22 protein-coding genes and 2 pseudogenes are annotated in these 26438 nt (G+C 33.1%); 9 read left to right on the top strand and 15 right to left on the bottom strand.

What is annotated here, in order from left to right; translation table 11 throughout:
* Positions 1–157: 157 nt before the first annotated feature.
* The 4 genes from AC22L0_RS24835 to AC22L0_RS24820 all read right to left on the bottom strand — a co-directional run bounded on the left by AC22L0_RS24835 (position 158) and on the right by AC22L0_RS24820 (position 4465).
* The gene (locus AC22L0_RS24835) at positions 158–601 is read right to left on the bottom strand and encodes a hypothetical protein (RefSeq protein WP_487272485.1); all 444 of its coding nucleotides are present in this window, start codon (positions 599–601) and stop codon (positions 158–160) included.
* 513 nt (positions 602–1114) lie between these two features.
* Positions 1115–1306 (bottom strand): hypothetical protein, encoded by a 192-nt coding sequence (locus AC22L0_RS24830; RefSeq protein ID WP_487272484.1) that lies wholly within the window; start codon positions 1304–1306, stop codon positions 1115–1117.
* A 1373-nt stretch (positions 1307–2679) separates the two neighbouring features.
* On the bottom strand, positions 2680–3894 hold the full coding sequence (locus tag AC22L0_RS24825; RefSeq protein ID WP_487272483.1) for a SpoIID/LytB domain-containing protein: 1215 nt from the start codon (positions 3892–3894) through the stop codon (positions 2680–2682).
* A gap of 25 nt (positions 3895–3919) precedes the next feature.
* Entirely contained in the window at positions 3920–4465 is a 546-nt protein-coding gene (locus AC22L0_RS24820) for a hypothetical protein (RefSeq protein ID WP_487272482.1), read from the bottom strand.
* Between the two features lie 331 nt (positions 4466–4796).
* Between AC22L0_RS24820 and AC22L0_RS24815 the strand changes: the two genes are divergently transcribed.
* Positions 4797–5075, top strand: a complete 279-nt coding sequence (locus tag AC22L0_RS24815; protein ID WP_483503483.1) for a hypothetical protein — start codon at positions 4797–4799, stop codon at positions 5073–5075.
* 382 nt (positions 5076–5457) lie between these two features.
* Here AC22L0_RS24815 and AC22L0_RS24810 read toward each other — a convergent pair whose 3' ends face one another.
* Entirely contained in the window at positions 5458–7305 is a 1848-nt protein-coding gene (locus tag AC22L0_RS24810) for a C1 family peptidase (RefSeq protein ID WP_487272481.1), read from the bottom strand.
* A gap of 728 nt (positions 7306–8033) precedes the next feature.
* Between AC22L0_RS24810 and AC22L0_RS24805 the strand changes: the two genes are divergently transcribed.
* The 3 genes and pseudogenes from AC22L0_RS24805 to AC22L0_RS24795 form a co-directional block, all read left to right on the top strand.
* Positions 8034–8423, top strand: a complete 390-nt coding sequence (locus tag AC22L0_RS24805) for a DUF1036 domain-containing protein (protein WP_483503479.1) — start codon at positions 8034–8036, stop codon at positions 8421–8423.
* Positions 8424–8654: 231 nt separating this feature from the next.
* Positions 8655–9047 carry a hypothetical protein gene (locus AC22L0_RS24800; RefSeq protein ID WP_487272480.1) on the top strand — a complete coding sequence of 131 codons (393 nt, stop codon included), beginning with the start codon at positions 8655–8657 and terminating at the stop codon, positions 9045–9047.
* Positions 9048–9154: 107 nt separating this feature from the next.
* Positions 9155–9355: pseudogene (locus AC22L0_RS24795) on the top strand (DUF1036 domain-containing protein); the annotation flags it as partial.
* A gap of 1040 nt (positions 9356–10395) precedes the next feature.
* On the opposite strand, the gene AC22L0_RS24790 reads toward AC22L0_RS24795, so the two are convergent.
* Positions 10396–10542: a hypothetical protein gene (locus tag AC22L0_RS24790; protein WP_487272479.1), complete on the bottom strand. Its 147-nt coding sequence runs from the start codon at positions 10540–10542 to the stop codon at positions 10396–10398.
* 294 nt (positions 10543–10836) lie between these two features.
* On the opposite strand from AC22L0_RS24790, the gene AC22L0_RS24785 reads away from it, so the two are divergent.
* The gene (locus AC22L0_RS24785; protein ID WP_487272478.1) at positions 10837–11283 is read left to right on the top strand and encodes a GNAT family N-acetyltransferase; all 447 of its coding nucleotides are present in this window, start codon (positions 10837–10839) and stop codon (positions 11281–11283) included.
* 235 nt (positions 11284–11518) lie between these two features.
* Here the strand turns inward: AC22L0_RS24785 and AC22L0_RS24780 are convergent, their stop codons facing one another.
* Positions 11519–12886 carry a lytic polysaccharide monooxygenase gene (locus AC22L0_RS24780; protein WP_074593129.1) on the bottom strand — a complete coding sequence of 456 codons (1368 nt, stop codon included), beginning with the start codon at positions 12884–12886 and terminating at the stop codon, positions 11519–11521.
* Between the two features lie 404 nt (positions 12887–13290).
* A complete protein-coding gene (locus AC22L0_RS24775) occupies positions 13291–14526 on the bottom strand; it encodes a cytochrome P450 (protein ID WP_487272476.1) in 1236 nt (411 codons plus the stop codon).
* Between the two features lie 160 nt (positions 14527–14686).
* Between AC22L0_RS24775 and AC22L0_RS24770 the strand changes: the two genes are divergently transcribed.
* The gene (locus AC22L0_RS24770) at positions 14687–15271 is read left to right on the top strand and encodes a TetR/AcrR family transcriptional regulator (RefSeq protein ID WP_325833440.1); all 585 of its coding nucleotides are present in this window, start codon (positions 14687–14689) and stop codon (positions 15269–15271) included.
* 204 nt (positions 15272–15475) lie between these two features.
* Here the strand turns inward: AC22L0_RS24770 and AC22L0_RS24765 are convergent.
* The 5 genes and pseudogenes from AC22L0_RS24765 to AC22L0_RS24745 all read right to left on the bottom strand — a co-directional run.
* Positions 15476–15625: pseudogene (locus AC22L0_RS24765) on the bottom strand (ribonuclease); the annotation flags it as partial.
* Between the two features lie 18 nt (positions 15626–15643).
* Entirely contained in the window at positions 15644–16546 is a 903-nt protein-coding gene (locus AC22L0_RS24760) for a hypothetical protein (RefSeq protein WP_487272475.1), read from the bottom strand.
* A gap of 92 nt (positions 16547–16638) precedes the next feature.
* On the bottom strand, positions 16639–17622 hold the full coding sequence (locus tag AC22L0_RS24755) for a hypothetical protein (RefSeq protein ID WP_487272473.1): 984 nt from the start codon (positions 17620–17622) through the stop codon (positions 16639–16641).
* A gap of 468 nt (positions 17623–18090) precedes the next feature.
* Positions 18091–18246: a hypothetical protein gene (locus AC22L0_RS24750; RefSeq protein WP_249268314.1), complete on the bottom strand. Its 156-nt coding sequence runs from the start codon at positions 18244–18246 to the stop codon at positions 18091–18093.
* 2147 nt (positions 18247–20393) lie between these two features.
* Positions 20394–21215 (bottom strand): UTP--glucose-1-phosphate uridylyltransferase, encoded by an 822-nt coding sequence (locus AC22L0_RS24745; protein WP_087965571.1) that lies wholly within the window; start codon positions 21213–21215, stop codon positions 20394–20396.
* Between the two features lie 197 nt (positions 21216–21412).
* Between AC22L0_RS24745 and AC22L0_RS24740 the strand changes: the two genes are divergently transcribed.
* The 3 genes from AC22L0_RS24740 to AC22L0_RS24730 are packed head-to-tail and all read left to right on the top strand — an operon-like array spanning position 21413 to position 24846.
* Complete coding sequence (locus AC22L0_RS24740) at positions 21413–22702, top strand: UDP-glucose dehydrogenase family protein (protein ID WP_087965558.1); 1290 nt, start codon at positions 21413–21415, stop codon at positions 22700–22702.
* Complete coding sequence (locus AC22L0_RS24735; RefSeq protein ID WP_487272472.1) at positions 22699–23652, top strand: NAD-dependent epimerase/dehydratase family protein; 954 nt, start codon at positions 22699–22701, stop codon at positions 23650–23652. The genes AC22L0_RS24740 and AC22L0_RS24735 overlap by 4 nt, the downstream gene beginning before the upstream one ends.
* A gap of 3 nt (positions 23653–23655) precedes the next feature.
* Positions 23656–24846 carry a glycosyltransferase family 4 protein gene (locus tag AC22L0_RS24730; RefSeq protein WP_087965554.1) on the top strand — a complete coding sequence of 397 codons (1191 nt, stop codon included), beginning with the start codon at positions 23656–23658 and terminating at the stop codon, positions 24844–24846.
* Positions 24847–25304: 458 nt separating this feature from the next.
* On the opposite strand, the gene AC22L0_RS24725 is transcribed toward AC22L0_RS24730, so the two are convergent.
* Both AC22L0_RS24725 and AC22L0_RS24720 read right to left on the bottom strand, forming a co-directional pair.
* On the bottom strand, positions 25305–25931 hold the full coding sequence (locus AC22L0_RS24725) for an AAA family ATPase (RefSeq protein WP_487272470.1): 627 nt from the start codon (positions 25929–25931) through the stop codon (positions 25305–25307).
* Positions 25932–26011: 80 nt separating this feature from the next.
* Positions 26012–26437: a hypothetical protein gene (locus AC22L0_RS24720; RefSeq protein WP_487272469.1), complete on the bottom strand. Its 426-nt coding sequence runs from the start codon at positions 26435–26437 to the stop codon at positions 26012–26014.
* Between the last annotated feature and the right edge of the window lies 1 nt (position 26438).

Genomic DNA, 26438 nt, shown 5'->3' with positions numbered 1-26438 from the left:
ATAATAGGTATTTTATATCCAAAAGAACTCAATATTTGTTAATTTCATTCCCTAATTCTCATCCAGTGGGAATAAAAAAGCATCCCTACGGGTTGGTTAATTGCAAAAATGACTACTCTAATAATAAATATTACTTCCTATATTTTTCTGCAAATTTTTATTCGTAATGTACACCATTATAATTTACAAAACCTACTGGGTGATGCGTGAAATGTATGACTGGATCACCTGGATTCCCAATTCCTACTTTTACATGTGTTTTATCAACATATTCCCCTTGCAGTTCGATTTCTTCCCCTTCTTTTAAGCCTGGAATTGGATTTTTCAATCCTAATTTATCCCCAAAACGAATTGCACAGAAGGCTTCATCTTCTACTAAAGATTTTTGTGCCCCTTTTATATCAATAACTTGAATATTATTAATTAAAAAATGCTGATGTGTTCCGCCTTCTGAATTAGAATCATCGTCTTCTACTAATTTTATTGTTGCTTTTACATGCACAATTGGGGCATGAAATGAAAGTGGATTTCGATGATGCTCCATAAAATGATCTGCTAACGTATTACCAAAATGCGGATGTCGTTGTAATTGTTCACTCATAGTTGTTCTCTCCATATCTTTGTTATACTTACATCTATTTAAAAATTTAAAAGTATAACAGTATTTAAAATAACATTAATCTTTTTGTAGTTTTTAACCAAATAACTTTATTTTTTAATCAGATGGATTTTCGCTTGCCCAGCTTATAAATTGATTTAAACTTATTGAACCAACAAATCCATATCCTAATCCTGAGCCTCTTGGTTTTAAAATAACTGTATCTAAAAAAAACAAGTGATTGTATAGAATTATCAAAAGAATACTCATGAGCGATGAATATCCTATTTACCTGCGGGTTAGGCTCTGTCTCAAATATTCTAATTAGTTTTACTTGTACTAGTCTCTGTTTTTCATTTGGGTTATTAATATTCAAGTTGTTAATATCAGCTAATTCATCCATCACTTCAATATTTTGTTCCCCCAAAGCCAGTTTGCCAGTGTCTTTAGTTCGACAATAAGGACTTGTAAATATGGGGTATTGAACGGGTACTTTTTGCTTTCTAAAAATCTCTCCTAGTTTTTTAATTGTTTCTTTCCATTATCGGTTAAGTTGCTTTGTGTTTTAAAATCTTTCAAATCTAGTACTCCACCGAGTTCTCTTCCCTTTTTTCCATGCCTTAGATATAGATTATATCCGCCAGCTGTAATAGCTTTTAACAATGAAAAATCTAAGGTCACTGTGTTTCTCAATTCTGTATTATCCATTTTCCTAATCCTTCTTTCTTATATAAAGAAACTAGTTCTAGGATTTGTTTATACTTAACAGTTAAAAAATTCATATGATTTTTTGGGATTTTCCGGTTAAAAGGAACAGCTCTCATCTCTATCCAGAGTAATTTATATTATTTGAATTTAACATTATGATGTAACGATTGATTATCCCGATATAAATCTGCATAAATTTATCATATTTGTAACAAATGAAATCTTCAAATGTACATTACACCAAATACTAAATAAAATTTTCAACTTATCTTTTAGGAATTTTGCTGGAATAATACTGTGTACTAGTATACCCTTTAACTTCTAATTTATTTTCTTGTCAAAACCTACAACTGATTGACTACTAAACGTTTCGAATAAATTAAGGACTGTTGTTCTTTTAATCAATTGAGCATAAGCTTCATTTTCAGATAACGTTCTATCAAATTTATCTTTATTTTCACATTGTTTTATAATTAACACTGTATTACCTGAAATATGAGGAGTTACTATCAATGTTGCAATAGCCCTACTCCAGTCTCATTCATATCCGAATAATTTTTAGGATCACTATTATTATCAGTAGTGAAGTTTTTTCCTCCAATAATACGACCCTTTAAATCCACATGACCTGTTTGACATCCTATATCTAGGAATGCAATTATAATATTTTTTCTTCTCCTCTTTTTACGATTTTGAAGGAGCATTTATAAGTTTGGCACCCTCAGGTATTTCAAGAAATTCATTAATAACTTCCAACACTTGAAAAGGGAATTAGAGGAATTAGCCCTACTTCATTTCTCTTTACATCATTTATGTTGTTTTGACTCATGTTTTCACCTCCGGTAATAAGTTTTGATTGTTTTTAAGCAATCAAAACTTATTCTCTCTGTATATTCCATTAAATATACAACTTATTTGAAAATTGCTCTAAAAACCTTCAAGGTGATAGTATTTAAAAGACATGATCTCAGTTTATAATTTAGCTTTGTTTCACTTTATATAATAAAAAACCTGTATGTACTTAAATGTAAAATTCACCATTAAACCAAAGTGTAATTAATAATTTTAGGGTACTTCAAATATTTTGTCGAAGAGATATAGTAAAAGAATAAACCGCATGACTCTTAGGGAATTATTTAAATAATCACTTTAATTTATTTAATGTCGTTAAATAAAAGATAGTTTTCACTGTGATAAAAACTGTTCATAGATGTGATACGATTTTTTATTAATATATAAATAACATGTTTATAATCTTATTATTTATAAAATTTTCAATTCTAAAGTTATAATAGTAAAAATATAGAAAATAAAATGAGACCAGTGTTGGTCTCATTTGTATACAAGCTTTCCATTAAACTTATTCATGTGAATTAATAATTAAAATAAATCATTTTACCGTTCTTAAGTTCTTTAGAGTTGTCATAATACCAACTAAGTATCTCTTTGAAATTTTTCCCATTTCCAGCAAGGCGCATTGTTCCTATTTGTGGCATACAACCGCTACCTTTCCAATCTTTGGAGTTTCGTCGGTATTGAGGTGCAAATAAATTATCTAGCTTTTCGCTATAAAAACCTATGTTTTTTAATGATTCGATATGAGGATTTGTGATTTTTGTTTTTTCTTCTTCTGTATTTTTCACCCACACCTGATAAGTTGTATTATCTCGAACATGTGCACCAACAAGTGGTAATCCTGGATATTTAGTATAATACCAACCATACATTTTAACCGCTAATGCCCCCGCTTTTAAAGCTTCATCTTTAGATGAAAGATCCCATTCATTTGGAAGTACGTTCTTAATGTAATCATTAAAATCTATTTCTTGTACAGTTCCCTTTTTACCATTATGCTTATTTGTAATGAGTACTTTTATTACTTTTGGAGGAGTTCTTAATCTTTTAGCCATATGATGATGAGGAGCTCCCTGATGTATATATTCAGAAGGAGTATTGTAAAAAAGTAATTCCCCTTGTTGATTAGTAACAGCACCTCCAAAAACTCGCTTCTTTTGTAATTCGATTACTTTTTTCTCATCTTCTGTATTAAACCCCTCATCATTTTTGGAAATTAAATCTACAGGGGCGACTGAAAACTCAGCCATCTTCCATTCATCATCTTCCTTTACAACAATTGCTAAGAAATAATTTACTCCATTTTGATAAAAGTCTGACTCTTGTTTTACTTTATAGTCCACAGCAACATAATAAGGTTTTACATTTTCTTTTCCATATCGACTTTCATAATAACTAAAATTGCTAATAGAAGTGGCTAATTCATCAGGTAAAGGTTTTGAGTCAATGATTTTAGCATTTTCTATAGTATTAATCCCTGCTTTCGTTGCTTGTTCTCCTTCTTCTCCGTGAGAATGACCATGGTGATGTACTTGCTTAATTAATGGAGAGGTTTCAGTTGTCCAAATCTTTGTCATTTTTGCTGTATCCTTTTGGTTTTCAGCATTTACTTGCTCTTTTATTATTGATAAAGGTGTGACTGTGTCGACTGAATCTGCATATATGGGTTCCTGGGTGATTGTATATATCGAAAAAACAATAATACCTAATAGCAATTTTATTAATTTATTCATGAATTTACTCCTTCCAATTACGGCTCTAGTATTTTATCCTGGTATTAAAAATTGAATATCCTAATTCTTCAGCGGTTTTTTTTTCATGTGCAGTCCCGAAACCAACCTTTTTTGAGACAATAAGGGGGACAGGTGCAATAGGTAACTCTGCTATTTTCCACTGGCCATTTTCTTTCGCTATGATTGCTAAAAAATAATTTATTCCATTCTTATAGAATTCATTTGGTTTATGCACTTCATAATCAACTGCTAAGTAGTACACCTTTACTGACACATATTGCGAAACATATGGATTGAGGTTATAAATATTCTTTGCTATTTCGTATGAGAATTCTTTCCACAAAATAAGCCTGGCATGTTTAATTGTAAATAAACCACTTTTATTTTTTTTGTTCTTATCATTAGATATAAAAAATTTTAAGGGTTGTTCCATTGTTGTTACCCATAAGGCAGGGATTTCGGTGAATTGATTAGAATCTTCTAGTGATATTTCTTTTTTTACCACATCAAATGGTTCTGCTGCATATGCATATTGAATATAAAATAAACCATTAAGTAATATGAAGATCAATAAATATATAAATAATTTTTTAATTATAACTTCACTCCTTGTTATTCCCCACACTTAATTTCTAAAAAATTATTCGTAATCTACATCGTTATAATTTACAAACCCTTATGGGTGGATGTCTTTGTAAATACCCATTCATAATTGTTTCCTCCATAATTTTTTTACTTACTTTTTTATTGTTTACAGATCCGTAAAAATTATTAAAGTAAGTTTGCGAGTATTTGATAAGAAATGTTATCTAAATTTATATTATGTAAATATTTGTTTATTAAATCTAAAGACTTATTATTAGCATCCAAATTTTACATATCGTGGACGTGGTGTTCAAGAATTGGCAGGTAATGCTGATCCAGAAACAGGGTATCAAATTGAAATAAATGGACAACAAATTGTTAACGGAGGAACTAGCACTGTAGCCCTTCTTTGGACTGGTTTAATGCAAATACCAATCAGCAATGAGGTCACTGAATCGGTTTTATCAATCCATTTTTGTATAAGCTATCGGATTCAAACTGGTATATTTTATGATATTAGAATTGGGAAAGATAATATAAGTAATGAAAACAGGGCTTATAAAGCATCTTCTGGGTGGGATGCTTGTACAGGATAAGTAGTCCAAATGGAACCAAGTTAATAAACGCTCTTGAAAATCTCAATGATTAAAGTTCGATGACCTTACAGCTCTATAAAATATGAAAGTGTAACTATATTAAAAACAACAATAATCTTTTTGTGAATTTAATCAAATAGATTATTGTTGTTTCTCATATAAATTAGTTAGTACGAAATATTCTCACAAGATAAAGTACCCATAAATCTTTAGATTCTTCTTGTAGTGAATCAGTTAAAAAATTGTTAAGATTTTTATTAAATAATCCATAAAAGGAAAAAATACGCCATCCTTTCTGTGAATTACTATAAAAAGAATAGCGTTTTTTCGTTTTATGGATTCATTTTCACTTTAGCATGATGGTCATGTATAGCGACTCCACTTAGGTAATTATTTGTCCCTCATGCCAACCAGCCCCATCTCGCCAATAGTGTTGTAACCGCTGATCAGAGCGTAGAACAATCATCTCTAGATCGAAACCAAAGGTACTCTGTAGAAGTCCTATGACGGCTTGCACTTCATGGCCAAAAGTGGAGCTTTTCCGCCAAACCATATCCCCTTGGTTGTCTCGCCACCAGTGCTGAATTTGGCCACCCACAGCGACGCAAAGTTCGAAGTTGCCATTCGCATGCTCATCTCGTGCGCCATAGGATGCTTCAATCATGCAGGGTGGACTGAAGACCCCTCCTCCAAAAGTCACACTTGGGTGCCAAACAAAACCATGGTCGTCATCTCGCCACCAGTGTTGCATTCGACCATCGTTCAGCACGCAAATCAACTCCAGATTTCCTTTTTTTCCATACATCCCTTGCACCAATGTGGTGCCACTAAAAGCAATATTTTGACCAAAACGCCCACCATCATGCCAAGTCCAAGGCGGTCTGTTCTCTCGCCACCAATGGTTGAGTTTTCCGTCGGATGTTAGTACCACAACCTCAAAATTTCCAGGAGCACCATAGTTGCTTTGGATGAAACCAGGAATTCCCTTCGCATCGGTTGGACCAAAGATCCCACCGTCCATCCATCGCTTGCTGGTTTGATCAAAAAAAGAGTGATGCAAGCGTCCATGAGTGGTGAGGTAAACGCACTCAAAGTTACGATTAAACGTAGTGGCTGTCACTGTAGGACAAACTGCGACATCATTCCCGAAAGGAGCATAAGCCTTAGCCCAAGGGAAACCAGGGGCGCTATTATCCCGCCACCAGTGTTGAATCTGCTTAGTTGCTCCTACGTTAACTAACATCTCAAAATTAGAATGATGCGCTCCGTTACCACTCTCTATCACGTTTCCACTGTGTAGATGTCGCTTGGTCCATGGGTCTGGATTGGTGCCACGAAGTCCCTGTTTGGCGTACCGGTCTATATCACACTCTCCGTAGCCAATGCGTGCATAACCGCCCTCTCCCCAACCCGTTCCCCAAGAATTTTTAACAATCCAACAATTTTGATTGTCATCGTAGCCTACGACCAGCATATAATGACCGCCCTGTAACGTGTTAGGATGTCCCCCGATAGTATCCTGTTTGCGGTAGACAGCACTACCATGGAATTCTTCAAAATCCCGGTAGACATTGAAGAAACAGATTAGTGGTCCGACCGTATCTAGCCAGTTCTTCTGGTCATCCACGCTTCCCACATTGGTATTCTGCGGAATTCGCACGGTCCGTCCTGATCGATCTGGAGTTGGCGTCCATGGAACATCGCTAGTCTGCCAAGAAAAACAACCAGGATCGGCCAAGCCATGATCACGTATCCAGTTCAGGGTGTCTGGGGTGTTGCCCAGGTCTGCACAATGGGCACCCCTCCCCTTATGCACATCACCTTCAGACAGTTCACACCAAACAGAGTGTTCAATACGGACCATGGCCTCAACCAGCGCTGTAGAAGCAAACGCCCAGCATGCCTCACAGGGATCCTGATTTCGTATGCTGGTAATCCAAGGCCAGCCTCCGCGATTACGCCAGTCAACTATCGTTGGACGAGGTGTTGTTCGAATCAGGGGAGTAATTTGCGGGAGGCTACTAATGTGTTTTATTAATATTTCCGAACTCGATAGATATCCACGATCAACGTGTATCTTTTGTAACATAGGGTTTGTGCTAGGCACATCCAGAAACATCCTTCGAAAGTGAATTGGGGCGACCTCTGTTGATTTTTTCAATCCGACTGGCGTGCCACCTTTACCATGCTCCTGTTGTTGATCTCTGTTCCAAACCGATTTGTTTAGCATACATTACCTCCATTAATAGGCTTTTAACACAAAATGCATTTTTGCCTCATTATGATTTAGGCAATAGTCCCTTCTCAGAAACACTTTTCGGCATTAGTAATAATAGTAGCGATAGCCCCCCATTACTATCAAGTTAAAAAACAAAATACTTCCTAAAGTGAAAAAATTGTTATTCTTTCTGTAGAATTATTGGAAAGGATGAAGTTTATAAATATTTATTTCTGTATCTAATAAATTAAAACTATTTGCTCAAAAAATTTAAACTTGATTTTATACTCAACTTCAGGTTTAAATCTTTTAAGGAAATGGACACAAAAAATGAGAAAAATAGAATTAGGTTCTGATGCAAATATAAGACACATTTCAAGGAACAATCAGGATTACTATCGGAATTGCTATTTATTTCATATTTCATATTATTACTAGTAAACAATAATAGCTTATTTTTATATATCACCTTAAAAAATCCTTCTTACTTATTTACTAAATAAACAACTCCAAATCGACTTTCTCTATTTTGAGATTACTATTAATTTCAAAGTATACAAAAAGCTAAAACTATGCCTATTTTTTTGAGGACAACTACCTAAAACTATTTCAAATAAATATTCTATTAAAAATTAATTCAAAAGGAGGAAAAATGTTGAATACTAATTACTCATATCAATCATTCTCTTATGATTATGAATGTGATACGTCGCCATACAAAACAGGAGGGAATAATAACAATGACACTTATATTTAAGAACCACACTAATTTAACTTTGTGGGTAGCTTTCGCTCACGTGGATCGAGGTTGTGCTGGTAGCGTATGGAGAAAAGTAGGTTGGTATCCATTAGGACCTGGAGAAACAAAATCAGTAAGGACCGGATCGACCAAGGGAAACTTTTACTACTACGCTGAGGACACAAATCGTAATTACGCATGGACAGGAACTACTTACACCGGCCTTCCTGATTACGCATTCTCTCGGTGCTGGGACGAACCCGGTGGGAGAAACCTTGGGATGAAGGTTTTTACGTCCCCAACTCCTGACTTCACAATGAACCTTTACCTGCAGCAACAATCAGGATCACTAGTACCAATAGACAAAGGAACACCGATGTACTCCTTGTGAATGAAGGTTATAGAGGGGAAACATCAGGATTTTATGGATTTACAACATAAAGATAAAAACTTTGTATCAACCGGTTTACTCTATTGAGATTTAACCAAATTCAGGTCAAAAAAAGCTTGCAAATATATTATATGACTTGTCTCCAAATCTTTAGCGTTGTATATCCCCATTTTTAAGGCGCTCCTCCAATAAATGCTGAAATAAAAAAATAACTATAAAGGAGCAAGAATATTGAACGAAAAATTTAATAGACAAGTAAATTATTATGATTTTGGATATTTTTCATCCGGAGATTATTATCAAAATGTTCAAAGGGATACTATAGATCCTGGAAGTGTAGGATGTCCCAGCGATGGCCCCTGTTTAACAGAAATCTACAAACATGGTCCTAACCTGGTTATTAAATGGCATGATGTTGAACATCGAGATGTCTTTCACTTTCGATGGGGACGTCCAGGTAAACCGGAATCACCATCCGAATTACCTGGCGGTTACGGTGGATATTTTATTATAAAAAACTTTAGACCTAATACCACTTACACATTTAAAGTATCAGGATGTGTTAGCCACTTTTTAGCCCCATCTACTTGCACTAATTGGACTGTTGCTTATTATCAAACATAAAATCTCTAATATATTTGTAAAATCCAGTGAAGACAAATATTCCATACCCATTATTAATCTTCTTTTGATAAAAGTAAAAAGTATTAAAATGAAAAGGAGTAACAACAATGGCACTTACATTTAAGAATCATACTAGCTTAACCTTGTGGGTAGCTTTCGCCCATGTGGATCAAAGCTGCTCTGGTAGCGTATGGAGAAAAGTAGGTTGGTTTGAATTAGGACCTGGAGGGATGAAAACGGTAAGGAACGGGTCGACCAAGGGGAATTTTTACTACTACGCTGAAGACACAGGTCGTAATTACACATGGGCAGGAACCACTTACACCGACCTTCCTGATTACGCATTCTCTAGATGTTGGGACGAACCCGGTGGGAGAAACCTTGGAATGAGGGTTTTTACATCCACAACTGATGACTTCACAATGAATCTTTACATTCAGCAACCACCAGGATCACCAGTACTAATTGATCAAGGAACAGCGCTAAACCCCGTTTAAATGAAATTTATAGAGGATATTCTAATTAGCCAGGATACAAACCAAAACGTATAAATTATTAAATTCCATGTTAGCACATACAATTTCACATATTTATAGTAAGGGAATGCTTGTAGAGCAATTTATACTGCATTTCCTTATTTTATGGATGCTAAAGTGCTATTCTTCAAACAGTAGAAATCATAATTAATCTTTAAACAAGAGGGAGAGTAGTTTATTGTTTTATATAAGTGAATCTGATTTTATGATTTTAAAAATCTATAACGCCGACTGTTCAGAGCATGCTCTGACTTTATTATTATACTAATGTATATAACGGAAATGATTATTATAGTAATAGGAAGATTTTCCCTAACCCCTTTCGTTTATAATATCTCTAACATTATAAACACGTTATCTAATAATATATAGTTTTAAAGTTTTAATTTTTATATACTTATACAAGTAATTTACTCCTTTTTAAAAGTTGAAAATACCTTATATATAAGGAGTGGTTTGAATAAAGAGCAAATTTAAGCAATTAATCATGTTAATAGTAGTAATGGCTTTATCAGTTACAGCACTTGCAGCATGTGGAGATAAGTTTCTAGTATGAACTTTAAAACACTAGAATATAAAGTGCATTGAAATCACTTTCTAACTAAATCTTTCTAATTAAATCTTTATAATTAATTCTCTATTTCGGATATTAATACTGATATCTAGCCCGAATACTACATTCATATTTTTTCAACTCTAAAGTTATCGAGAATACTACACATCGCTTTCAAAATTCTTCACATATTACAATAATGTATAATAATGTTAATCTAGGGCGTTCTCATCTGTTCTCATCTGTTCCAACTGGTGATTTAAAAAAGAGTGAAAGATGTTCCATTATTTCTACTTTCCCCTAACCAATTTTCAAAGTCAATCGTATCCCATACCTCTTTTCCATCTCCTCGAACAGGAAAATCATCAATTCTTACTTTATGATTTGTATGACTGTTAGCTATCAAAAGTAACGACTAATCAAGTAAGCTCGTAATAGCTACTAAGTGGCGGGTGGTTCACTTGAATAACACTTATTAAGTTAACAGTGAGATTAGTATGAATAATCAAACCCTCAATAAAATATAGAGGAAAAATTATAATTATATTGAATATAATTACATGTTTTTAAGTATACCTTTAAAGGGGTGTTGTCTATGAGAAAATACTTCTATTTGATTGGGCAAAAAAACAAGAGGATAACGTTTCACTAACCCATAAACTGCGTGGTTCCTCTTCAATATTAGAAGGAGAGTATCAGATTGAAGAAAATTTATTTAAATCCTATTGACAAAAGTAATTGGGAAGAAGCAATTAGACTGTCTGTTAAAGAAGAACAACAAACATTTATTGCATCCAACCTCTATTCTATCGCAGAAGTTCAATTTCTAGATCATTTCTACGCAAAAGGTATTTATCTTGATGAAAAAATGATAGGATTTACTATGTTTGGAATAGATCCTGATGATAATAATTATTGGATTTATAGACTTATGATTGATGAAAGATTTCAAGGGAAAGGTATAGGTAAACAAGCTATATATCTGGTTATTAATGAGATAAGACGAAATAATAACACAAATATTTCTTTAATTATGATTGGATATGCTCCTGAAAACCTTACAGCTAAATTTGTATATAAAAAAGCAGGATTTATAGAGACTGAATTATCACCTTGGGGTGAACAATTAGCTAAGTATTCTTTATGAGCACTTGAATTCTCAACGTTGAGTTTTGGGCTTATAAAAAAACAGTTCAATAGTATAACAATGTAGATAGGAAATGATTTATGCTATATTTTACCTCGTAACATCCTAAAACATACAATAGATAAAAAAGGACGACGCTGAATACGTCGTCTTTTTTATAAAGAGTAAAGTGATTTCTCAAGTTTTTCTTATCACATCAAAGCCAATTATCTCTTAGTTTATATTCAGGTAAAGCTTACACTGTTTTCCATAATGATAAAGCATAAATCCAGTTTGGATCCCCATGCCCTTGATGATTCTGGACTGCTTCATACACTTTTCCCTCGTGTAGAACTCTATCTCCCTTTTTATATGCTTTCTTTGCATCCCATGCTTCATATGGAGCGTTTTCAGTTTTTGTAGTAATTGTGAATGTATCACTCTGTACAGATTCATTTCCAGCTACATCAACAGCTTTCACTACATATTTATAAATAGTATTAGCAACTAAGTTTTTATCCAAATAAGAAGTCGTAGTGGATGTTGCAATCTTTTTCATTGATCCTTCTGTTTCTCTATAAATATCGTAATGGTCTACACCAATATTATCGTCAGATGGACTCCACATTAAATCTACACTTGACGCTGTTGTTCCCATACTATGTAATCCTTTTGGTTGTGTTGGTGCTTCTGTATCAGGAGCCTCAACAGTCGTTTTCACTATAAGCGCTTCACTTTCTTTTGATACATTTCCAGCTGTGTCAATTGCTTTTATAGTATAAGTGTATTCCATACTTGGTTCTAATTGTTTATTAATAAAATGAGTGCCTGGTACGGTATCAATCAACTCTCCATTGCGGAATACTTGATATCCCTTTACCGCCACATTATCCGTAGAAGCGTTCCATATTAGTTCAATACTATTTGCTGTTACTTTTTGAGCTTGAAGGCCATTCGGAATACTTGGTGCCTCTGTGTCTGGTTTCACATCATTAATCAGATTCACATCAATAACATTATAGAACGCATTCACAGTATCCGCTACATCCCATACAGCTAAAATCACATGGTATCCATTACGGTCAGTAGGTACATTGATTTTATGCGCTACATTATTTGAGGCTGCAGAACCATCATGTTGTACAGTACCAATTGGCTCAAAGTCTGCTCTTGTTAACGCTTTATTTGGATCCCATCCTTTTTTTGTAATGTAATAATGCCACTTGCTTGTTAAGTGTGGCGCTGTAAATTTCCAAGTAAACGTATTTTCCCCGCCATTAATTGTATTTTTAAACCAACGATCTATTGTTTGTTGATCTAAAATACCACCAAATTTGCCGCCGGCAGAAGCAATTTGTCCATCAATTGGGCCGGCTTGCGGAAATCCCTTTGGAGCTTCTAAACTTTGTGGTTCGTACATAATGCTTCCACAGTTTACATTCAGCGCACCGTAAGTTTGGCTACATAAAGCGGAACGGCTACCAGGTTTTTCAACAAATCCGTGCGCGTATGCATTTTGAGGAATAAGAGTTGTGCCAATAATTCCAGCTGCTAATGCAACAGCTCCTAGACTTTTTTTGTTCATTTTTAAATTTTTCAGATGTTTAATCATTCGGTTATTCATGTTCATGTCCCCTTCTTGTTATGCTTTGTAGTGTATGTGGGCTTTGATGTAAAAGTATAACAAGAGAGTAAATTGTTTCGGGTACGCGTAAGTTACGCAGGAAATATAGTGAAGATGTATCCTACCCTATATGTGAAATATTTCACTTGACTGATATATCATCACATAGAAACTACTTATATATGTGCAGAAGTTGTGCAGAAATATTTAACTTTTTATTAACAAAAATAACAATCAATGCTGAAATTAACAATTAAAAAGTAAGATTTATATAGCGGATTGTTTAAATGTATCGGGAGACATATATCGAGATAAATCTTCGAAAAATAATGACAACCCTTGTTTTTGATGCATATTCATAAATAAAGTTGGCTCTAATACAACCTGTACCAGAGCCAAACTATTTACTTTATATGAATAATTTCAATTTTAACAGGGAAAGATTTCAGTCCATATACAGAACTAACACTTGAGATAGGGACAGGAAGATTATGGTCAATGAACGAAAATGATTTATATTTTTTCATTAATTCCGTCAATACAATTTTTGCTTCTAATCTAGCTAGGGGAGCACCTAAGCAAAAGTGTATTCCATGGCCAAATGCAAGATGGGGATTTCGACTACGATGTATGTTAAAACTATCAGGTTCTTTAAAATGAAGAGCGTCACGATTAGCTGATCCGAGCCAAGCTGAGATGATTTGATCTACTTGTAGAGTTTGGCCTCCTAATTGAACCTCTTTTTTTACTTTTCGTACAATTCTTTGAGCTGGTGAACGATACCGCAGTACTTCTTCAATTGCTTTTGGAACAAGAGATATATCCTGTTGTATTTGCTTATAAACATCTGGATGTTCTATTAAACAATATAATGAGTTTCCAAGTAAGTTAGTTGTAGTTTCATTTCCTGCTACCAATAGTAATTTACAAAATGATACTACTTCCTTGCCCGAAATATTTTTGTCTACTTCACTTTGAACTAATAAAGAAATAATGTCATTTGAATCTTTTTTTGATTTTCCTCGATTGAGTTGTATGATTTCTTCAAAAAATTCCTCTAATTCATTTTCTGCTTGTAAACGTATATGAAAAAATTCTTTCAAATAATCCGGATCATCATGACTGGGTGAACTTACTATAATATCAGACCACTTCTTGAATCTTTCCATATCATTAACAGAAACACCTAACATTTCAGCAATTACTATAACCGGTAAAGGATAAAATAACTCTCGGACAATATCAAAATTTTCACGATTAGATAATTGAATAAGAATATCACTTGTAATTTGTTGAATTCTCGGCTCCCATACCTTTAATGCTTTAGGAGTAAAAGACCGATGTACAATAGACCGAATTTGCGTATGTTTTGGTGGATCTATCCCAAGGATACTTTGTGGAAATGGAGACTTTTTTTTCTCAGGCATAACATTAGAAAAAAACTCTTTATCCTCTAAAACTCTTTTTACATCTTCGTACAAAAAAACATTCCACATGTCAGCTTGAGAATTAAAGTAAATAGGTTCTTTTTCTCGCATCTCCTTATACCATGCAAATGGTTCATATGGGTCTCCTAAGGCCTGTTTTCCTACTAGCTTATTTGTAGGAATCATAAAGATTGATTGATAAGGTGTTTTCATATATAACGATCTCCCCTCAAAAAATAATTTGCATTACACCGAATGATATTCACCGAATATCATTCGGTGTAATGCAAATTATACAATAATAATCAAAAGTTTCAAAATTCTTTTTCACTTTCAAGATATCAGTTACTATATAGGTAAGGGGGAATAAGGGTTGCATAAAAAAAATTTAACCAAAAGAAAACAACAAGCTCTACAAACACAGAACAATATATTTCTTGTATTTTTAAATTTAACGAAAAAAAAAGAAATTGAAAATATAACTATTGAAGATATTTGTAAAAAAGCAAATATCTCTATTGGTACTTTCTATCATTATTTCTCTTCCAAAGAAGATATTTATCAAAAGTTATTTCAACAAATTGAAGAAAACCTAAATGAAGAATTGGAAAGTATAACTCAACATACGACAATACAAAAAACTATTTTGAATTTCTTTCAATGCATAGCTAAATATACTACTAAATTAGAGTTACATATAAATCTCCTTAACGATTTCAACAAAAAAATATTTGCATATGAACCTTCATTAATTTACAAAACTCTAAACAATTTTGTTAATCAAGGAAGATTTGAAAAAGAATTAACAAATGATATGAGTGTAGAAGAAATAACAACATATCTTTTTACAGTTGCTAGAGGGATTATATTAGACTGGTGTCTTTTAGGTGGCGAGTACTCTCTAGAGCAGCGAATGAATTCTTATATGAAATTAACCCTGAAATCTTTAAAACCATAAATTTTAGTCACACGGTATATTTTCTTATCCCAAGTCGTACTTTTAGCTAAATTTTATCATTCAAAATCATATGAATATCTTGATTTTAAAAAAGCAGACCCTTCATAAATGCCTTTTGTTTCTTATGTGGAATTAAATTTCAGTTGAATTTCACAATTAGATTTTACTGAGAACTAAAAAAGAGAGCATGGCTCTCTTTTTTAACTATTTACTATTTAGTTTTGTTTCAAATTCAGGTAAATTAGTTGAAGCGTTACTAAACTTTTGTTCAGAAAGTTGTATAGATTTTTGTGCTTCTTTCATTCTGTCTTTCATTGGAGCAACACCTCGTACTCCTTCCAGTACAGCATTTGCTAATCTTTTTTAAAATTTTTAGAATTTCACTTGTGCATGTGTAGTAGTTTCTGTAAATTTATCAGATTGACTAGCTGAAACTCCGAATGTAAGAGGTGAAAACGATATAGACGGAGAAACTTGGAATGTTGTTTCTTGATGCAAGTACTTACCATAAGCATCTATCTGAGTAGTAGCTGCTAATTTATCAACTGTATAATAAGAGAATGCGGATAAAGTTAGTACTTTTTCGTTATAGCAAGCGTAGGATTTAGTAACATTATTAGGTAAATCAATATTTAAAGCATAGCCAGAAGGCCCTTTTGACCATTTGTTGCTGTCCTTGGTATAAGTTGCACTCTTAGATTTAGTTTTGTTACAATCATACTTTAGCTTCCATTTTTGTTGTCCGTATTGTGATCCTTGAGAAGGAGCCCAAAAAGAACTGTTAATACTTGTTCCTATAACATCTATTTTTCTATTACTAGGCATAACACTCCATTCTATTGAAGTTTTTACTCTGTATTTTTGTTTCGCTTTTAATGAGACTATATTAGTTGTAACTTTTTTATAAGATGTGGTACTTGTATCGCTAGAAAGTTTTGCCACACCATTGCTTTTTTGAACTCTTTTTGCTTCTTCAAGTTGAATTCCATTTAAATATGTGTTCTTATCAATTTCAATTTCTTTACTTGAATTATTAACCCCATTTTCAGTAACTTTAATAAACTTTTCATTGGTAGCTACAACTTGGCCATCAATTTCTAAGTTTTTCATTATTTCCATTTCAGGCATGTCCGAAATTTCTTCTTTAGTGAAACCTAAAGACTCTAAATGTTTTATTTGCTCCACATTTAGCTCAGCAGCTTCAACTTTAATACCATCCAAATTAAATACTATAAACCCAATCAAAAAACCAACACACAAGTATATTTTTTTCAAAATAATCCCCCCTTAGTTATTTTTATATTTAAATTTAATGATACACAATAAAGTTGTTGCATTTCAAAGGTTTTACTATTGAATTCGAATTTTTATAAATCTGCTTGATAAACCATATATCGACCACTAGAAAGGGTAACGAATACTTGGTTATCTTTAATTTTTACTACAGTGCCATTAGAAGTATAATTATTTAATTTTGTTTTTGCTTTAACAGAAATTTTATTATTTCCGTCAATCTGAACCAAAAGCATCTGACCAGTGGAACTAATTACTATTGCATGTTTATCCTTGAGGGCCACCACTTTATTCCATTTATAATTTTTACTTTCTTGATCAGTAAGTTCTGAACTCTCAATCTTTTCCCCTTCTTTATTAAAAAGGGCGAATTTTGCACCCTCTCCAACAGCTATTATAGTACCATCAGAAAGTCTGTCAATTGACGTAATATCATGTTTTGTTGATCCCCAATCCCCAAAGTTGATGACGTTTCCATTTGTTAGTGACATGACTTGATATTTCCCTTTATCACCTACCATCAAGATCAGGTGTCCACATAACTGAATTGAATCGTTAATATTCCAATCATTTGGCCATTTTCCTGTTCGTGTTACGCCATAAGAATCACCATCAAGGATAGCATAATAACCTTTATCGTAAACTAATAAAAGCCTTCCATCCAATAGTTTCTTAACAAATCTCGGATTACGTTTGTCCGATAGTTGCCCTTGTTCAACTAAACCTGCAGATGAATCTACAACTTTCCATTTTCCTGATGTACCCGCAATAAAAAAGTTACCATCAGATGTTTTTACAATGCCCTTTGTAGGAAAAGAAGGTTTGTTCTTTTCATGTGAAACCATTGATCCACCAGATTCAGTGCTTAATACAGCTAAATCAGTAGAATTTCCAACAAAAATAGTATCCCCATCGATACCTACAGCTTCCTGGATAGTGCCAATTCCATCCCATTTATTACTCACAACACCATACAGATTTGCTGCACTTGCACTTGTAGGTAGTATCAATAAAGCGCTTGCAAGTAATAATGTAGATAATTTCTTGAGTTTAATCATATTTCCACCCCTATAAAATATATTTTATAAATCATATATAAATATATTAACACATTAGGTAATAAAAGGTAGCCGCTAAAACGTATTTATCAAAAGGATTCAGAATAATTAATTATATCATTCGATATGTATATTTGATTATAAAGGTTGCCCTTTAAATATTAATAAATATAAAATTTAGCTATGAAAAATTATGCAGAAAGGTTAAGTAGGGGGCGCATCACATGCCCTATTAAGCTAAGGTATGGTACCCTATGACCTTCCGATCTTGTTGGCTACATGCTTGGTATTTTGTATGTTGTTAAAAATACAAATTCCAAATAAACCTTGATAAGATGTGTTTTTAAAGATTATACAGAAAAGTTTTATCTATTATTTTACTGACCCTGTTTATTTTTGTATTTCAACAATAAAGATAAAAGTGACTCCGATTATATGATTTTAAAATGAATGTCGTCTGTTATACCTCTATAACGCTGACTGTTCAGAGCATGCTCTGAACTTTACCATTTTAGCCCAGAAGACTCCTGCCTCAAGGTGGTTAGATTTTTCTGATTCCGATTTATCATAACGAACTGCAAATGCAAGTTTAGAAATGTAACTCCCTGTTATCACAATTAGCATATCTGCTAATTGTAACCCAACAAACTCCTTAGAATCCTAGTCTACTATTATATCGCTAAATCCATACTTCTAAATATTTTAGAAGGTTTTCCCTGATTAAGAATTAGTGTGGTCCTTCCTTTTCTTGGTCATATTATATCTGTACATCTAGATTGTCACGTTTTGAATAAACAATTAGGTTTTGCTAGCTACATTTTTTTCTTATAAATTAAGATTGTCACTTGAGTTATAAAGATGAGGTTCTATCCTAAAATCTTTCTCAGACTATTTCATAGTCCATTTCTGAAAAAAGCGCTCTGTTTTATCGGAGGGGTTGTAAAAAAGACCATCTTTTTATTTATGACAAAATTAAATTTTTATATAAAAGACACACAATTAAACAAACATAACTACATATGATATATTGTATCCTCTCTTTTTAGATTCAATATTCTTTACAAAAGGGCACTTTCCTAAGTGCTCTTCTAATTACATACCAAATAGCGTTTATGTTTAAAATAATCGCTACAGAGCAATTGGACACATTCCCCAATTTATTTATTCCTATATCCATGTTAAAACTCGTTGTGAGTATGACATAACTCAATCTAGTGAAGCACTGTAACATTTCATGCAGGGCTTCTTTTTTCATCAAGCCGTTAGTTAATTGCACCGACTACCTTGACGTACAAAGTAACGTTTTTGTTGAATTTCCTTAAAATTATATATAAATATAATCAATAATTAGTTATACCATTAAAATTCCTAAAAGTTAATATTATAGAATCGACAATTGCAATAACTTTACTTCCAACATATTCATACTTCTCGATTCTCACCCCCTTGGAGTGCACCTTTTTTCTATATAAATCTTGATCAAAGAGCGCTTTGAAAAGTGCTTATTTTATTTAAAAACTACACCAAAATGAAAGAAATACGCATACAATGTCGTGTATTCTTTTTCAATGTTTGTTTAGGTGAAAGAGCACTCTCCAGGGCGCTCTTTCATTTTTGAAAAGGATTTTATTTAAAATATAAAAATAAAAACATATTTAGTTAAACCACTCATACACTTTTATAGGTGTTGTCATTTGGTCATGGAGTGCTCATCAGGCACTCCTATTTTTCCGCTTACTAAATAACTACTTTGTTAAAATGAACACTTTATATTTTATAATTAAAACTTTTTAATATAAATACAAGCTGTAGTCATTTTCTTTAGAGCTAAATCAAGATAAAAAAGGCACTGTACAATGGGAGAATTTTCGTTTGTTTTACTAAAATATATTGAAGAATTTTGTTATTGACTTAGAAGACAAAACACGTTACCTCGACTGCCTTATTACAAATTCGTTAGCTATCAAAATTAATGATTAACCCAGATGCCCCACTTCAAACAGTGCTTTAAGACGTTAAGTGGCGGGTAGTTCACATAAGTATTACCTACTCAAATGTTCGTTTTTTTCAGTAAAAAGAAAGCACCTGCGCCAGTAGGGACTCTCGTAATGTGAGAAATATTTTTCAATGAGCATTGAAATTAAAATAAGTTACAAACCTATAAACCTGTCTTTCAATTCAATATATGCTTGTCCTTACCAAAAAGCGAGAACAAAAGAGAGCACTCTCCCAATAAGTGCTCTCTTTTAAAAAATATAGGGGAACATATTGGAAACCGTTCAGTATCATTATATGATGATTCTCCTCAACTAAAACTAATATATCCATTAAAACCGGTTAATGTGTATTTATATAACAAAGAAAAAAGCATTCGTTATGGATGCTTTCCTTATCTCCTGCACAACTCTTTGGACATATAAAACCTAAAAAGAGTCTTATGAAACTCGTACTGTAATTTAGGTATTTTATTTAGCTAATTGAGATGCCGTCTGTTATCTTTTCTCTTTTTTGTATTTCCAATTACAATAAATTAATGCGCATTCTGCCCTATTGTAATTGGAAATACGAAAAGACCGATAGACAAAAAAATCCTCTGTAGTCATATGATTTTTTTTTTATTAGTAAAAGTTGGTTTTCCCCCACTCCCTACCGTCTCAGAGGTACGACATAAATATTCCTCTTTCGCCCTTAACTTTTACATATGTTTTATCAAATCTTCAGGAATTGCTTGTTAATCTAAAATGGATATTTGTTAAATCCTTTTCTATAAATCAATCCTTACTTACATTATTTTTTGCATATAAAAGGTTAAGAAGCTGCATATATTCATCTTCTTGTCCAATATCAAATCGTTTCCCTTCAATCATTTTTCCATATACCTTTTTAGTCATAATTAAAGAATGTATCGCATCTGTTAATTGATATTCCCCCCCAACACCAGGTTGAAGCTTTTTTAATAATGGAAAGATATCCGGTGTGAAAACATATCTACCAATTACTGCAAGATTAGATGGAGGGTTTACTTTTGGTTTTTCAATAATATTTGTAACATCTATACAATCTTCTTTTACAATATTGCCTTCAATAATACCATACTTTTCTACACATTCATTTGGTACCCTATGAATGCCTATAACACTATTTTTCTTATCTTCATAAATTTTAATTAACTGGCTTAAAGCGGTTTCTTTATCAGAAACTACAATATCATCTGGTAAAAGTACAGCAAAAGGTTCATTACCAATAAATGTTTCACCTAATTTTATCGCTTCACCAAGCCCTTTCGCATATGGCTGTCTTATATAATGAATTTGAATCTTAGGGACAGTAAGCTCTTTTAACAGATACGATTTTTTCTCTTTTTCCAAAAAAGCCTCCAATTCTAATGATTGATCAAAGTAATCAACTATTAAATCCTTTCTGCTAGAAAGTACAATTAATATTTGCTCAACACCCGACTTTACAGCCTCTTCCACAATATAATGAATTGCTGGTTTATTACCTATAGGAAACATTTCTTTTGGAATTACCTTTGTAATTGGAAGGCTCCTCGTGCCGTAACCAGCTGCTGGAATAATTGCTTTTTTAATCACTAATCTTCTCTCCTTCAATTGTTTATAACAATATATTCAGCACCCTCTGTACCTGCGCATAATGAAATTAAAAGAGGCCTTTACCTTCTGCCTACTTTCATTGCTTATATGAATAGGCCCTTTTACTTGTCACCAATTTAACTTGTCCATCAATATACTGTTACAACTAGTACTAAGTTTAGAAAGGTGATTAGCATATGAAGATATGTATTATAGGCTCTGGTTATGTTGGTATTACATCAGCAGCAGTATTAGCAAACTTAGGTCATGATGTGATATGCGTAGATAAAGATCAAGATAAAATTTACTCTCTCCAAAAGGGAGAATGCCCCATTTATGAACCAGATTTAAAAGAACTTATTCATAAAAATCGAAAACGATTACAATTTAGTTGTGATATTGATAGTACTATTCGACAATCACCCATTATTTTTATTGCTGTAGGGACTCCTTCTACATCAAGTGGAAAGACGGATTTAAAATATATCTATTCTGTTATCGATCTACTAGTTCCAGCTATAACATCATATAAAACTATTATTACCAAAAGTACAGTTCCACCAGGTACAAATCAGCAAATATGTGAAAAGCTTATTAAATCTGGTGTTTCATCATCCCTATTCAATATTGTTTCTAATCCTGAATTTCTTCGTGAAGGTTCTGCTGTTCATGATATGCTCAACCCAGATAGAACTATTATAGGAACCCAAAAAGGTGACAAAAAGTCGTTAAAAATTATGCAGAATATATATAAAGGAATTAGTGCTCCTTTCGTTTGTACTGGTCTAAATGAAGCAGAGATGATTAAATATACATCCAATGCATTTTTAGCTACAAAAATATCATTTATAAATGAAATCGCTCGGATTTGTGATGCATATAACATTGACATTGTTGAGGTGGCAAAAGGAATTGGCCATGACTTTCGAATTAACCCTCATTTTCTTCAGGCGGGAATGGGATATGGAGGATCATGCTTCCCAAAAGATTTACATTCACTCATCTATACAGCAAATGATAGGCACGTAGCAGTTCCTATTTTACAAGCTGTACAATCCATTAACTCCACACAAATAGATCTCTATGTTGAAAAAATCCGAAAAGCTATAAAAGAACCTTTTTTTAAAAAAATCACAGTGTTAGGAATTTCCTTTAAGCCAAATACTGATGATATTCGTAGCTCTCTTGCCGTAATACTCCTTGAAAAATTGATTCCTCTTGGCTATGATCTACATGCTTATGACCCAAAAGCTTTTCTTCCTCCACATTTAAAAAGACAAGTTACACAGCATAATAAACTAGAATCTTCAATCACAAGTTCCGATTGCATTATTATCGCAACGGAATGGGATGAATTTAAAACACTTAATTGGAAACTAGTCAAACAGGTTATGAGGGGATGCACAATCGTAGATGGACGCAATTGCATTGAAAAAGATGAAATAGAAAAATACGGATTACAATATATTGGAGTGGGTCGGTCATGAAAATACTTGTAACAGGAGCCGCTGGTTTCATTGGCTCACATTTGTGTCAAGCGTTACTTAAAAATTGTGCATATCATGTAGTTGGAATTGATCATTTCATCGGTCCTACTCCAGCCACTTTAAAGACAGATAATATACAATCTCTCGAATTGAATTCACGTTTTCAATTCATACAAGAAGATATTTTAAATATAGATTTATCAAAACTATTACAAGATATAGATGTTGTTTATCATCTAGCTGCTATTCCTGGTGTGAGAACAAGTTGGGGAAAAGATTTTCAGTCTTATGTTTCAAATAATATAATAGTTACACAGCAGTTGCTTGAATCCTGTAAACACATAAAATTAGATAAATTTATTCATATATCAACATCTTCTGTTTATGGTGAAAAATCTGGCGCAGTTTCTGAAGATTTATTACCTACCCCCCTATCTCCATACGGTGTTACCAAATTAAGTGGTGAACATTTATGTCATGTTTATCACAAAAATTTTCATATACCAATTGTTATTTTAAGATATTTCACAGTTTATGGGCCAAGACAACGTCCTGATATGGCATTTCATAGATTAATTAAACAACTGTTAGAAGATAAACCTCTCACAATATTTGGTGATGGAACACAAACTCGCGATTTCACCTATATTGATGACTGTATACGAGGAACGGTGGCAGCTTTAGAGACAAAAAAAAGTATAATAGGTGAAGTTATCAATATCGGTGGAAAAGAACAAGCTTCCATTTTAGACATCATTTCTATTTTAGAAAAAATATCAGGGAAATCAGCAACCAAAAAATTTCTAAAATCAGTTCCTGGGGAACCGAAGCAAACATGGGCAGATATATCTAAGGCCAATACATTACTGCAATATTCTCCAACAGTTTCTCTATCCGATGGGTTGGAAGCAGAATTTCATTATATAAAACAACTATACAAAGGAGATTAGTTTATGAAAATTGCATATATATGTACAGAAAAATTACCATCTCCAGCAATTAAAGGTGGAGCAATTCAAATGATGATTGATGGGGTGTCCCCCTATATAAGTCAACATTATGAACTTACTATTATCTCTATTTCAGATCCAAGTCTTCCAAATCAAAAAACACAAGATAATGTCAATTACGTGTATTTACCTCAAAAAGAATATGAACAGCATGTTATAAGAACACTCCAAACCAATACCTTTGATATTATACATGTCTTTAATCGCCCTAAAAATATACCTCTATATAAACAAGCTTCCCCACACAGTAAATTTGTATTAGGTCTTCATAACGATATGTTTGCTGAGCATAAACTATCCATTTATGAAGGCAATCTTATTCTTGAAATGGTTACCGCCATTGTGACCGTTAGCAACTATATTAAACAAACTGTGATTGAAAGATTTCCACAAGCTGAAGAAAAGATTTCTATTGTTTACTCTGGTGTAAATTTAAAACAATCCCCCTCCATCTGGACACCAACAGGACAAAAGATAAGAAATGCATATCGTACAAAATACGGTATCCAAGATAAAAAGGTGATTCTATTTGTTGGCCGATTATGCAAAAATAAAGGACCTGACTTACTCATTCATGCTATGAAGAAAATTATTCAAACACATAAAGATACGGTACTTGTAATTGTTGGTGGTAAATGGTTTAGTGATAACCGAGTAAATAAATATGTGAAAAGGCTATATAAAATGGCTAGGCCAATTAAAGAACACGTAATTTTCACCAAATTTATTCCTGCAGATCAAATTCATAATATTTTTCTAATGGGGGATATATTTATATGTAGCTCACAATGGAACGAACCATTGGCACGTGTTCATTATGAATCAATGGCTGCTGGAATCCCAATTATTACAACAAACCGTGGGGGAAATGCTGAAGTTATAACAGATGAATATAACGGCTGCCTAATAGAACAGTATAATAATCCAATGGAGTTTGCCAGACTTGTCCACGCTTTGCTATCCCAACGAGAATTTGCACAATGGATTGCTGAAAACGGAAGAAAGGTTGTAGAAGAAAACTTTACATTTAAACATACAGCCACAAAACTTGATCAGGTATATAAAAAAGTCGCAGAATCTACAAATCAACCTTCTAAAAACTTATTACGCCCTCTCAAAATTCAAATCATTTAAACTACCATTATTATCCACTTTGTTTAGGTCCACAAAATTTAAACGTAGAGCTAAATAGAATTAAATTTTTTTGATACAAATACATTTTTATTTCCGTACAAAGTTTTTTTATAGGGTAAACTCGATGGAGTAAGAATGCTGCGTTAATCTTTTTCCCGTTTCTTTAACGAGATGATTTAATATGGCAAGGAAACAATTAAATACAAAATGACTACAAATAATTGTTCTCGCAATTAAGGTTTTTTATCCTTGATTCGGCCAAATGCAAATTTGTATACCTAATTGATTAATATGAATTACATCTTGTTTCCTTGTGAAATTTCTATACTATAAAATAAAAATATAGGTAATGCCTAGTCAACTTCTTCCTATATTTAGAAGTTCATATTCTTACCTATTAAATATGTAGAGAGCAAAAAACGCTTGGGGAAACCAAGCGTTTTTAAGTATTAATTATTTTATGCGTCTTCTTCTTCACCCTCCTCGTCTTCTTCGTCTTCGTCATCTTCATCTTCGTCTTCTTCGTCTTCTTCGTCTTCTTCGTCTTCTTCGTCTTCGTCCTCTTCTTCGTCTTCGTCGTCTTCTTCGTCCTCTTCGTCCTCTTCGTCCTCTTCATCTTCTTCTTCTTCGTCATCTTCTTCGTCGTCTTCTTCGTCCTCTTCGTCCTCTTCATCTTCTTCTTCATCTTCTTCGTTTTCTTCTTCTTCTTCGTCCTCTTCGTCCTCTTCATCATCTTCTTCGTCATCTTCTTCGTCGTCTTCTTCGTCCTCTTCGTCCTCTTCCTCTTCTTCTTCTTCTTCTTCTTCGTTTTCGTCTTCTTCATCTTCTTCGTTTTCGTCTTCTTCGTTTTCGTCTTCGTTTTCGTCTTCTTCGTTTTCGTCTTCTTCGTTTTCGTCTTCGTCTTCGTCCGTAAAAGTAACTTCTGTTTCATCAAAATATTGAATTTCAACCTCTACACCATTATGCGTGCCTGATTGTATTACTTCAGCTAGAGTTTTTAGAACTTCTTGTAAATCATCGCCAGGATTAACACTAAAGCCATTCTCAACATCTAGTTTTATTTTTGCTCTTTTCACATCAGCCATTTACCTAACTCCTTCCATATAGATTTATATATACTATGTTGAAAGAGTATAAAAAGATTAATATATTTGCGGAAGTTTCATTAATCGTTCTCCCTAGCTTTATTTACCCATTTTGATACCCATGGACCTTTTAATGGATAATCCGGAGTAATAATAGTGACTTTTATTTTTGGCTTTTCTATTTGCGTTAAAACGACTTCATTTAATTCCTCACTTTGTTCTTCCAGCTCTATTACATCTTGAATCTCTTTATCTTGTATTTCATCAATCATTGTAGTTTTTGATAGTGACTTCTCTTCTAAATCTAGCAATCCGATTTTCGGTAACTCCTCTAATTCCACTTCCTTAATAATCGCTAAACTCTCTAGCACAGAGGATTCATTTAGTACAATATTTTTTTGCTGTTCATACTCTGCTAATTCCCATCCCATTGGCCCTGGTGGAGAAAACACAAATTTCTCTAAATCTAAAATAGGGATTACTATTTCTTCTTGTTCTGAACTCATT

The organism is Bacillus sp. LQ01 (assembly GCF_057624735.1).
This window is presented reverse-complemented; position numbering and strand designations above follow the sequence as displayed.